Genomic DNA, 12,052 nt, shown 5'->3' on the forward strand with positions numbered 1-12,052 from the left:
TCTAAGAAAACTCTGATTTTAAAAAAGCCGGAATGCGCTGCTCCAGCCAATAAACAGGTACACCGGGTATGTTACCCGTGATAAAGCCTACATGCCCTCCCGTATCACTCAGCTCAAGGATAATATGTTGGGATAATTCATTTTCTGAAGGTATTACTTCCGGCGTCATAAAAGGATCATCCAGGGCATGGATAATCAATGTTGGCGTGGCAATACCCTGCAAATAATTTCGGGAACTGGCTTCGCGATAGTAGGTATGGACATTAGGAAAACCATGTAAGGGGGCGGTTACGTATTCATCAAACGTCCAAAAACACTGCCATCGCTCAATATTCTTTAATGGCTCAGGTAAATTATTTTCCAGGCTCGTTATTTTCTGGGTAAAAACAGCTTTTAATCGACGTAACAAATAACTTTGATATATACGAGAAAATCCTTGACAGATTTTATTTGCCACAAGACGTAACTGGAAAGGAACTGAAACGGCTACTGCCACTTCAAGTATTTTTTGCGGGCCGTTTTCACCTAACCATTTCAGCAAAACATTGCCTCCCAACGACACTCCCACCGCTGCCTTTTTAGTATGTGGCTCACGCTTTGCCAGTAATTGCAGGAAAAAATTCAAATCGCCGGTATCACCAGAGTGATAGGCTCGCGGTAGACGGTTAGGCTCTTTACTCGCCCCTCTAAAATGCATCAATACTGCACGCCAGCCTCCACGATTAAGGGCGTACATTAAACCTGCAACATAGGCAGACTCGATACTCCCTCCCAGACCATGCAATAACACCACCACGGGTGCATCCGCCGGTAATCCATTGACCGCCCAAGCTAAATCAATAAAATCCCCGTCTGGCAGTTCAATACGTTCATTCCTGTCAACAGGTGCCTGAATTCGACGGGTTAAGGTGGGAAACAGTGTTTGAGCATGAGGATTTGCCAGCCACCATGCTGGTTTAAAGTTACTGTCAATAATCATCTCATCCTCCATGATAAGCAGGACTAAATTCATGTACTGCTTCAAGCATAGCAGAAACATGCTCAGGTGGCACATCAGGAGTAATGCCATGGCCCAAATTAAAAACATGCCCCTCTCCGGAACCATAGGATTCCAGGACTTGCTTCACCTGGGTGCGTATGCATTGAGGGTTGGAAAGCAACACGGAAGGATCCAGATTTCCTTGCAAGGCAACTTGATGTCCTACTTGTGCACGCGCTAAACCAAGATCAGTTGTCCAATCCAGGCCAAGCGCATCACAACCACTTTCAGTCATTTGCTTTAACCATTGGCCACCCCCTTTCGTAAAAAGAATAATGGGAATCTGAGGATGCTTTTGTTTTAAAGCCTTAACAATCCTCTGCATGTAATTCAGGGAAAATTCTTCATAATTACGTGGCGTTAAAATACCACCCCAGGTATCAAATAACATCAGCGCATTTACGCCTGAATGCACTTGCTCTTCAAGATAGATTGTGACAGCCTGTGTTAATTTAGCTAATAACAAATGTAAAGTCGCAGGCTCTGTATAGAGTAAACGTAAGATTTGTTTAAAATCACGACTACTTCCTCCTTCGACCATATAACAGGCTAAAGTCCAGGGACTACCCGCGAAACCAATTAAAGGTAGATGTTGAGGCATTTCCTGACGGATTAAACGAACTGCTTGAAATACGTAATCCAACTCCTCCAAAAGATTGGAACCATTCAGCGTATTAATTGCTGCAAAACTGCGTACCGGTTTATGAAATGCTGGCCCTTCACCTTCAGTAAAATACAACTCTAGTCCCATTGCATCTGGAATAGTTAAAATATCAGAAAATAAAATGGCAGCATCCAGAGGAAAACGTGCCAAGGGTTGTAGCGTCACTTCGCACGCCAAATCAGGATTTTTACATAAACTTAAAAAATCGCCAGCTTGCTCTCTAACACGACGATACTCTGGTAAATAACGTCCTGCCTGGCGCATTATCCAGACGGGGGTGCGAGATACAGGTTTACGCTGCAGTGCGCGGATAAATAATGATTCCTGAATGTTGGTAGGCATAAATAAATTTTCAATAGTGAGCGTATCTTAAATTTTAACATCCTCGCCCATAAAAGACAGGGCCATTAGCTGTTTACTCTAGGTCCATCTAAGACAAGACTAAGGCAGAATCAACAGGGAGCCTTTTTGCCTTTAACGCCAGCTTATGCTCAATAAACTCCAATCGATTCACTAATGATCCTTCAGGATTATAGTGTGGATGATGCTGAATCTGTTCTTTAAGTTTTGCCAGCACCACGGGAACTTCTTCGCCTTTTTTCAGAGAGTGTATTGCTTCGTTAACTGGCCCATAATGGTGGCGTCGCCAATGCCCTGTAATAAACAAACCAAAGGAAGGAGACTGCCAGTCTTGTTTATTATAATCAATCAACAAAGATAAAGCATTTTCTTGTAATTTGTTCTCCTCAGACCACAAATGCCGATAGTGCAACTGTTGAGCTACGGCTCGTGCACCAGCTTCTGCCAGAAAGCACTGTTGCCGTGGAGAAAAATTAAACCAAATAGGCAAACGCAGATATTGCAACAATTTTTTATTAGCTTGTTCTAAATAATTAGAAGGTTGCATGGTCAAGAAATTCTGTATCTCGAGATCTTTTAATCCGGCGAATTGGCTTAATGCAATAAAAATAGCCAAAAAATTGCTTGCTTGATTGCCAGTTCTCAGAGATTCTGCAACTCGTATTCTTTCCTTTGAATAAGGGCAAAAGATTTGATTTTTTGTTAATGGCAGGCCATCACTTGTCAGTTGCTTATGTATCATTGCACTAATCTCAGTTTGCTGCATAAACATGACGTTAAAAAACCTCCATAACCTCACAATGGTTTGTTCGGCATCTCCTTCTTCTGCAGTAAGCACCTCAAATTCTTGAAAATAAGCCGCTATATTTTTATATAAAAATTGAGAAAGCTTTAGCAAATTGCGAACGTAAGCCAGCGGGCTATTTATAAATAAAGCCATCTGGTAAAGTTCCTTCAGAACGACCATAATTCTTTGGCTGGTTAAATCTTTCATTTTTAGAAAGAAAGCTTTATAACGTTGCTCTGAGACAGACAAATTTTCAGCATGTTTGAGGGCCACATAAATACCAGTGCGATCTTCTTTTAGCTCGTCCAGAATACGGCGATACTCCTCATTCTGCTGCTGCAGAAGTTGCATCTGGGTTTTGGAAAATAAACGTACGCCACACTTCTCAGGATGAAAATAATTAACAAACACCGGATCTTGAGGGATCTCATGTAAGACTGGATCAATAAGTAAAGAAATTTTTTCCGCAATTACAGTTTGATAGTCAGAAATATCGATATCGGAGAGTAAAGGCATAGTCTTATCCTTGTTGCTTAGCCCTTGCAGCAGATTATGAGGAGATCTTTATTTCCATCAATAGCATTAATCAACCTCAATCCATTAGAGGATAACTTTCGCTGAGAAATGATTCAAGCAACCCGGTAAAAAATTACCAGACTTCCTCAGGGTGACGTCTTGTTGTTTAGTCATTTAAAATATGATTGTGCCCTGACTTCCTATAAAGAAAGATTGCCCTAATTAAAGAATATTGTTACGCTGCTGCGATTTATTAATGTAAGCGAAGTACTCCAGGATGCTTGAAAGTATGAGGAGGAGATAATCATGGATCTTCTTCAGATAAAAGGTTTGTGCGTGTTAACTCGTATTGGGGTTCACGCTTGGGAACAACAAATATTACAACGTTTATATATAGATATCTCCATACCAGGCAACTTCACTGCCTGCAATGATGATATTACCAACACGATTGATTACGACAAACTTTGTCAAACTGTTACCGCTTATATTGAATCGCACTCTTTCTGTCTTATAGAAACGGTTGCAGACAAGGTTGCGAATTTAATTAAACAGGAATTTGCTATCCCGCAATTAACTGTTAGTGTAAGTAAACCTCATGCCATCAAGAATGCCAGCGACATTCGAGTTACTGTAACCCGCTAATTGTAAAGCGCTGTGATAATTTAACTTCATCATCTTCAATAGTTTTGGAGAGGACTTTAGAAAAGGGAAGCCTGTTATTTTGTTCTGTTTGCAGGGTGTAAGCCGATTGCACTTCCGGCTTTCTGCCGAAAAGCCTATTAAAGCATCCATACGATTCGGAGCATTCCACATTATTCATCACCACTTTTTCCTGCGTTGATTGTTCCAGACTTTGAATTTTAAAACGGTAAGCATTCATTAAAATAAGGCTGGTTTGTAAAATCATTAAGACTACACCGACTGCAGGATTTATCGTAAAACCCAATGCCACCAACAAGCCACCTGTTAATAGCATGGAGGCCATGTTATATACCAGACTAAACCCAAGATTTTGGCGAATATTGGCAACAGTCTGTCTTGCAACAGTAAAAACATTGACAATCGGTTTTAAAGAATTCCCATGTATAACTGCGCTTGCTTGTTGTTGGGTAATTTCATCTGCTACTTGAGATTTGATAGCAATGCCAAAACTACGAGCCACAGCCGCTGAATCATTGGCAGCATCGCCAACCATGGCTACATGGTAACCTTCTGCCTCAAGTTTCTTGATAAAGGCAATTTTAGAATTATCCTGAGAATTCTCGGAAATTCCCACACATCCATAAGCGACATTTTCAAAAGGAATGTTAAGTAAAGCTGTGATGCGCCTAGCTGTGTTTTTATCTGCACCCGTACAAATAAATATTTTCTTACCCATTTGGGTGAGTGCAGCAATAGTTTCTTTGGCGTGTTCGCGTAGAGGATCAGACAGCAGCATGCAACCTAATATTTGTTTATTACGTGCAAGATAAATCACTGATTGACCACCATTACCAGGTAAATACTCTTGCTGTGTGGAGACATCAATCCCATTTTCTTCCATTATGGTCTGATTACCAATAATTACTTCTTCCATGGCGTCTTCAGTATTAACCTGGCGAATAATTTTTGCTTTGATACCAGAATGATTTGAGTTATCCAGCTCATTCGCGGTATATTGTTCAATTTCCTCATTATTCACATAGCTCACTATCGCTTTGGCGATGGGATGTCGAGAGTTTTTCTCCAGCGCGGCAAAATAACTAAACACTTCTTTTTTACTGCTTAAACGGGGATCATAGCGATAGTCAGTGACCTCAGGTATGCCTTTAGTGAGGGTGCCATGAATATCAAAAACTATGGCATTAACACTATCTGCGGCCTCAAGTTCTCTTGCACTCTTGAATTGTACACCATGTTCTGCAGCCTTATTAATACCAATTTTTACTGCAAGGGGAGTAATCAAGCCCAGAGTACAAGGACAAGCAGAAACCAGAACAGAAATAGCACTTTGCAACGCCGATGTGAGGGGGAAAAAGAAACTGATGATTACTCCGCAGAACATCGCCAGGAAAATAACAGCAGGCACAAAGTATTGCAGTACGCGCGCCGTTGTTTCTTGAATAGGTGCTTTTTCAAATTGTGCCCGTTCGTTATTCCTATCCAACCGGTGCAAATAAGTATAAGTGGCCACTGCCGTTACTTTTAATTTTGCTGCCGAGTTTAAACGTGTGCCTGCAAATAGTGGTTCACCCTCACACACTTTTCTGGCATTCTTCGTCTCTTCATCCTCAATAAAACAATCGTTCTCACAAAATCCATCAACTGGAACCGTTTCACCTTCTTCCAAATCGATAATTATGGGAGTTGCTTTAATTTTCATGGGAGAGGCATTCTCTGCCAAACGCATGCCGGCCAATACTTTTTCTCCAGCCTTAACCACTCGTGGCAGAGGTGCCCCGGTAATGATCGTGTCGTAAACAAAACCCGAAGTTAGACACTCACCATCAACAGGAATAATATCTCCTGCCGCCAGTTCTAATTCTTCTCCTGCGCGGATAGCAATTAATTCACTCGCATTTTCTTCGGCAACCAGTTTTACTTTATCAGGCAGCCTGTCTGTAAAATTTTTTTCCGCACCAATGGATTGGGTAATGGTTTCTTCGATAGCCAAACCCAAATAACGAAAGCCAAATATAAGCAAACCTGCCTCAAACATCATCGGGAGCCAGGGTAGCGCAAAGGAAAGAAGAGAAACCGTAACCACCGTTAAAGTACTTACCGTGAACAGAGTGTCCATGGTTAAATTTTTCGCCCTGAACAAATTGTTTGCGGCTTGATAATAAAAAGGAGCTCCCAGAGTAAGTGTTAAGGCTGTACTGAAGGTCCCAATACCAATCATTGCAATTAGAGGCAGACCACCTGTAAAAACGGTTGAGAGAATTAACAGGATTATTCCGCTGCCAGTTCCAAGTCCGCCTAAAAACCAATTTGAAGTGAGCAACTGCTTATACCAGGACATTTTAGGTAAAGCCTGAGGTAAAGCGGTTTTAGAGGGTATTGGAATACAGGGAAAGCCTGCTTCCGTTATCTCTTTTTTTAGAAGATCGGTTATTTCTTCCCTTTTTTTATTACTGCGTTTTATTTGTAGTTTGAGTGTTCTTTTTAATCGATTGAACTGATGTGCTTCAACAATTATTCCTGAGTTACGCTTAAATTCTTCCTGCTGCAACGGATGTAAAATAGAAGCTATGCAACTTTCACAGGTGGCCGAAGGCACATCAAATTCATAAATATCAAACATAGTAATACTCTTCAATCAAAGCTCTTGTCATTACCAGGGCTGCTGCAGCTACCCTCACGTCACATTTGAAAATGACAATAAAAGATTAGAGGCTATTGACAAATTCCTATTAAAAATCCGGCACGTCGGCGTCATAGCCAAGTCCACAAATCCTGGAAACACTAAAGCACAGTAGGCGGCAATTAAGCATCCAACTTGCGCACAATCCCCTTAATATGTTCACTATGAGCAACAGCAAGCTGAATTTTTTCAGCTTCCATTTTGGACTTATAAGGACCAAGAATTACTCTAAACCAACCGCCTTGCTGTGGTGAAGCCGCAACAATGTGAACATCAAATCCCCTTAAAGTCAGGGAAGCCTTTAAACGTTCGGCCTCCTGCTTATTCTTAAAGGAAGCCATCTGCACCAAATATGATTCTTTTAACTTGTTCGTTATAGTTGTAGCGGTCAAAGGCTTTGCTTCCGTTACTGGCGCCTTCACCTGCGAAGTCATAGCAGGAGCTTTTGCCACCGTTACCGGAGCAGCTATCTGTGAAGATTGTGGTGGCATTGCAGGCTTGGCTGGTGTTGCCAATGCAGGTCGTGGCAAGACAGTTGGTGGACTATGATCCTTCGCTAATAAAGTATAAAACTCAAATTTTGGCTTTGGCAGCGTTTCTTGTTTGGCAACAGCTTTTGGTTGCGGTTCTGGCTCATCTTGTGCCAAAACATTTTTATGCACCCAATTATTCAGACTGCTAAAATCAAATATATTCGCTGTCAGATAACCGCATAGAAAAGAAGCCACAATCCATAAAAATTGTTTAGGAGCACTACTTTTCTGCCTACCTTGTCTTCGTTTGCCGTAGTCCTTTGCCATCACATGCTCTCGGGAGTTGATACACCAAGTAAACCTAAACCATTGCGCAAGACCTGCTGCACTGCTGCCAGTAAGCACAGACGAGCACTTCTTAATGTATCTTGTTCACATAATAATTGTATTGCGTTGTAGTAACTATGTAATCCATTCGCCAGTTCACGTAAATAGTAAGCCAACTGATGCGGTTCGCAAGCCTTGGCAGAAGCTTCGATCACTTCAGGATAGCGACTAATTAATGTCATAAGCACTGTTTCTTGTGGCTCAATTAATAACTCAATATGATTAAGTCCAACCATTGTATCCCAACTTAGACCACGCTCTTTTAATTGTCTTAAAACAGAACTTATTCGAGCATGAGCATATTGAATATAATAAACTGGATTATCACTGGATTCTGATTTGGCCAAGTCCAAATCAAAGTCCATATGCTGTTCTGGCTTTCGCGTTACATAAAAGAAACGAGCTGCATCGTTACCTACTTCTTCTCGTAATTCACGCAAAGTGACAAAAGAACCGCTACGAGTTGACATTTGTACCCGTTCGCCACCACGATAAAGAATAGCAAATTGCACCAATAATACATCGACGGCATTCTCATCGTGACCTAAGGCTTTAACAGCTGCCTTTACTCGAGTTACATAACCGTGATGATCAGCACCAAAAATATCTATAACCCGTGCAAATCCTCGATCGTATTTATTCCAATGATAGGCAACATCCGAAGCAAAATAGGTGGTATGGCCATTTGCACGCACGAGGACTCTGTCTTTCTCATCCCCAAAATCAGTTGCACGAAACCATAAAGCGCCTTCTTTTTCATAAGTATGTCCGCCTGCTTTCAAGGCTTGAATACCTTTTTCAATATCCCCTCTATCCAGCAAGGACTGCTCGGAGAACCAACAATCAAATTCAACACCAAATTCAGCCAAATCTTCCTTAATATCTGTCAGTACTGAATCAAGAGCATGCTGGTGAAATAATTTAAAATCCTGCTCCCCAAGGAGTGCTTTTGCTCGAGAAATTATAGCGTCAATATAAATTTCTTTGTCACCACCCTGTGGTTCATCCGGTGGCAAACCTTCAATGACAGTTTCCCAGGTATATACAAAATCATGCCCATGCTCATCCAGTAATGCCTGAGCAATATCCATTACGTAATCACCTCGATAACCGTTGGCTGGAAAAACAATGTCTTGTCCTGCCAAAATCAGATAACGCAACCATACGCTGACAGCGAGAATATTCATTTGTCTGCCGGCATCATTGACATAGTATTCACGACTGACATCAAAGCCGGCAGCAGCAAGCAGATTAGCCAGTGTGGCACCAAAAGCTGCACCACGTCCATGACCTACATGCAAAGGACCAGTAGGATTTGCGGAAACAAATTCCACAATTACTTTTTGCCCTTGCCCTAAATTACTGCAACCAAACTGATCGCCTTGTTTCAATACTTCAGCGACTACTTGCGAAAGGGCTTCACTATGCATAAAGAAATTAATAAATCCGGGGCCTGCAATTTCAATTTTTTCGACAGCGGAATGAGCAGGTATCGCATCGACAATTAATTCAGCCAATTTTCGTGGGGCTTGGCGACAGGGTTTTGCTAATGCCATCGCCAGATTACTTGCAAAATCACCATGAGTGCTATCTTTGGCTCGCTCAACCTTTAACTCGACCTCCAAATCTTGTGGAATTACAGCAGATTGTTTTAAAGTATTCAGTGCTTGTGCGAGTAAATGTTCAACTGTTTGTTTCATAATGCCTGAAGGTCAATCGTCAAAAAACAGCTATTATGCGCTTTTTCACATCAGATGCAAAGTATAGCAGGGAAACATCTCTAATAGCACCAATTACCCCTCTAAATTTGGCGCACCCCAGTTAGAGCTATATTCCACGGCTCATGCGCAGAATCCAAACATAGATCCTGATAGTAAGAGCCTATGGATGTTCTGCAAGTAGGCAAAAGAGGAAATCTTTTATGTTCAAAATATTGACAAAGAGGCGGGTACCAGCACCCTTTGATTTTACGCGAAAAGACAAAGCAGATAACTGGCTACAGAGACGCAGGGAGTGCTTTTTGTCATTCAGAAAATTTTTTTATTCGATAGGACTTTTTTTAAATGTTCTGACAACTTCTTCCGTTATATTATCAAAAATCTCTCCATGAGTCCCACAACCTTTTCCATTCACATAAGTCAGCATCCATAGATAAAGTTCTTCAACATCATCGCCTGATTTACGCTCTATTTCCGCATCCTTTGAATAAATTTTAGCTGTATAATGGTGGTTCATGGCTTATCCAAAAATCTAATTGGACTCACAGTAAAGATAGTATTTAATAAACGCTGTAGCAAATTAGAATTCGCTTTTTTATTCAAAAAAAAAAGTATTTTTTAAGCGCCATCCTCTTTATAAAAAATAACAATTATAAATAATGAATCAATTGATGCACCCAATAAATTTATGCCTCTAAAATTTAATTTTCTTCAGGGTAAATGAGTGAGTTTTTATGCTCACTATCCTATATTGCTTCGCTTAATTTAAATGAAAATGCGCTAAAGCAACATAATTGGCAGGGCCTTTGCCGAGTTTACTTTCCAATAAATCGACTCGAGTCACTTTAATTTCAGGAACAGGAGGTAATTCAAGCTTTTTAAGCCACTCCCTATCCCCATGAATGTTTTGCAAACGCCCCAGCGTTAAATGACCACGAAATGCTCGCTCCTCTACAGGATAATGCGTGGCCAAAATAGCCCGGCGTAAACTGTTAACCACGTCTTGCAATATTTTTTCAGATATGACGGCCAAAGAAATCACGTGTGGCTTTGCAGCACTGGGGAATAATTCCAATTTTCCAAACCGCAGAGAAAAGGCTGGCGTATTACTTAGAGCCTGATTTGCCTGCTCTATCAGCTCCGGTATATGTTTAACACGAATGCTTCCCAAAAAACCTAAGGTAATATGAAGGTTATGGATTGGAGTCCACCGTACTGCTTTTTCAGGAATAGCAGATCGCAGCACGGTTAAAATGTCGTTAAACATCTGCTGAAGCTCTTCTGAAAAACTAATTGCAAAAAATACACGTGCATTCATACTTACGATCGGATAAAGGATTAGGTTGCACAGAAGATTGAATTCGGCAGATATTACTGCATGTGCCCCCTCCCCTGTAAATTCCAATTCAAATTGTCAATTACAACTTATGCTTTTCAAGAACTTCTTGCCAGGCTTGCTCCTCACTTTCATTTTTAAAGATATCTTTGCTGGACTCTTTTTTGGTTTTATTTTTTACTCGATGTTTTGAGCCAGCCAGATTACTCGGTTTCTTTTTGGGTTTATTCGCCTCTTCTACAGCATAGGGCTGTGGATTTTGATAAGTTTTCATACATAAATCCATTTTAATGAGCTTATAGTTAAGTATAGATGCTCACTTATACTGTTTCATAAGCTTTTTTGATGTAGCCATCTTGCGACAGCATAATAGCTATCGGGCGTGTTGCATCAAAATGAGCAAAAATAATCATCATCATTACTGTAATAGGAACCGATAAAAACATCCCTAAAATCCCCCATATAGCCCCCCATAATGCCAGCGCAATTAAAATAACCAGGGGACTTAAATTTAATGATTTTCCTAAAAAGCGGGGCTCTACTAAATTACCGATAATAAATTGAATGGCCACAATTCCTGAAGTGATAATAATAAAAGGCACCCAAGTCTGAAACTGTATTAAAGCCAATAGCATTGGAAAGGCCGTTGCAATAATAGCGCCTATATTAGGTATAAAGTTGAGGAAGAATATCAATAAGGCCCAAAACTCTGCGAAATCCAATCCCACTGATTTCATGATGATCCAACTTGTCATTGCAGTAATGAGGCTGAGCAGCGTTTTTAATCCCATGTAAGTTTGGGTATCTTTAACAATATGCGTAATGATATTATTTACTAATTGGCGATGACCATCACGAGAAATAAGCGCATTAAGCTTTTGTCGAAAGAAATGCTGCTCCACAAATAAAAAAATGACATACAATGCAATAAGAACAGCAGAACCCGTAATTACTGTAAAGACACCATAAATATTGACTAAAAGACGCTGTACACTCAAACCTTGAATAAAATTGTCTACATTCGCCAATGTTCTAATATGAAAACGCTGATCCATATTATTAACAATGCTGGTTAAGTTTTCCTGGTATCGCGATGAGGCAGCAATAACATCATTCACATTATTGGTAATGATATCAATTAAAATTTTTACCAATAATGCAACCACCAATAAAGCCAGAATCATACTCAGCCAATTAGGCAAATGTCCCCCTATGAATGGGGTCCGCTGAACAGCATTATTAATAGTATTGAGCAAATGCCAGATAAAAATAGCAATAACCAGAGGAATTAATAAACTACGCCCAGCAATAAGCAGATAGCCTATGAGGGAAACAAGAATCAGGCCTGCTGTAAATGCGATGATGGGATGTCCTTTTTTATCCTCAACGTTTTTTACCATAATAAAGTCACAGGAAGCTATTTTCT

The 12,052-nt window shown here is 40.5% G+C and carries 11 protein-coding genes; 1 reads left to right on the forward strand and 10 read right to left on the reverse strand.

Translation table 11 applies throughout. The features are described 5' to 3' along the window. Window position 1: 1 nt before the first annotated feature. The 3 genes from clem_RS11505 to clem_RS11515 form a co-directional block, all read right to left on the reverse strand. Window positions 2-979, reverse strand: coding sequence for a hydrolase (locus clem_RS11505; protein ID WP_094091691.1), 978 nt, complete (start codon window positions 977-979; stop codon window positions 2-4). 1 nt (window position 980) lies between these two features. Further along, window positions 981-2,045 (reverse strand): uroporphyrinogen decarboxylase, encoded by a 1,065-nt coding sequence (gene hemE, locus clem_RS11510; protein WP_094091692.1) that lies wholly within the window; start codon window positions 2,043-2,045, stop codon window positions 981-983. Between the two features lie 88 nt (window positions 2,046-2,133). Next, window positions 2,134-3,366: a DUF5617 domain-containing protein gene (locus tag clem_RS11515; RefSeq protein WP_094091693.1), complete on the reverse strand. Its 1,233-nt coding sequence runs from the start codon at window positions 3,364-3,366 to the stop codon at window positions 2,134-2,136. Between the two features lie 306 nt (window positions 3,367-3,672). On the opposite strand from clem_RS11515, the gene folB reads away from it, so the two are divergent. Continuing rightward, window positions 3,673-4,011, forward strand: coding sequence for a dihydroneopterin aldolase (gene folB / locus clem_RS11520; RefSeq protein ID WP_094091694.1), 339 nt, complete (start codon window positions 3,673-3,675; stop codon window positions 4,009-4,011). On the opposite strand, the gene clem_RS11525 is transcribed toward folB, so the two are convergent. From clem_RS11525 to clem_RS11555, 7 genes are all read right to left on the reverse strand, one after another. Next, a complete protein-coding gene (locus clem_RS11525) occupies window positions 3,995-6,652 on the reverse strand; it encodes a heavy metal translocating P-type ATPase (protein ID WP_094091695.1) in 2,658 nt (885 codons plus the stop codon). The two genes, folB and clem_RS11525, sit on opposite strands and share 17 nt — an antisense overlap. 182 nt (window positions 6,653-6,834) lie before the next feature. After that, window positions 6,835-7,512, reverse strand: coding sequence for an SPOR domain-containing protein (locus clem_RS11530; RefSeq protein WP_094091696.1), 678 nt, complete (start codon window positions 7,510-7,512; stop codon window positions 6,835-6,837). Continuing rightward, window positions 7,512-9,272 carry an arginine--tRNA ligase gene (gene argS / locus clem_RS11535; RefSeq protein WP_094091697.1) on the reverse strand — a complete coding sequence of 587 codons (1,761 nt, stop codon included), beginning with the start codon at window positions 9,270-9,272 and terminating at the stop codon, window positions 7,512-7,514. Before argS ends, clem_RS11530 begins: the two co-directional genes overlap by 1 nt. Before the next feature lie 340 nt (window positions 9,273-9,612). Further along, window positions 9,613-9,807, reverse strand: coding sequence for a hypothetical protein (locus tag clem_RS11540; protein ID WP_094091698.1), 195 nt, complete (start codon window positions 9,805-9,807; stop codon window positions 9,613-9,615). 243 nt (window positions 9,808-10,050) lie between these two features. After that, window positions 10,051-10,608: an RNA 2',3'-cyclic phosphodiesterase gene (thpR, locus tag clem_RS11545; protein ID WP_094091699.1), complete on the reverse strand. Its 558-nt coding sequence runs from the start codon at window positions 10,606-10,608 to the stop codon at window positions 10,051-10,053. A 100-nt stretch (window positions 10,609-10,708) separates the two neighbouring features. After that, window positions 10,709-10,900: a hypothetical protein gene (locus clem_RS11550; protein WP_094091700.1), complete on the reverse strand. Its 192-nt coding sequence runs from the start codon at window positions 10,898-10,900 to the stop codon at window positions 10,709-10,711. Window positions 10,901-10,946: 46 nt separating this feature from the next. Next, a complete protein-coding gene (locus clem_RS11555) occupies window positions 10,947-12,026 on the reverse strand; it encodes an AI-2E family transporter (protein WP_094091701.1) in 1,080 nt (359 codons plus the stop codon). Window positions 12,027-12,052 lie beyond the last annotated feature (26 nt).

Source organism: Legionella clemsonensis (assembly GCF_002240035.1).
GTDB classification, from domain to species: Bacteria; Pseudomonadota; Gammaproteobacteria; order Legionellales; family Legionellaceae; genus Tatlockia; species Tatlockia clemsonensis.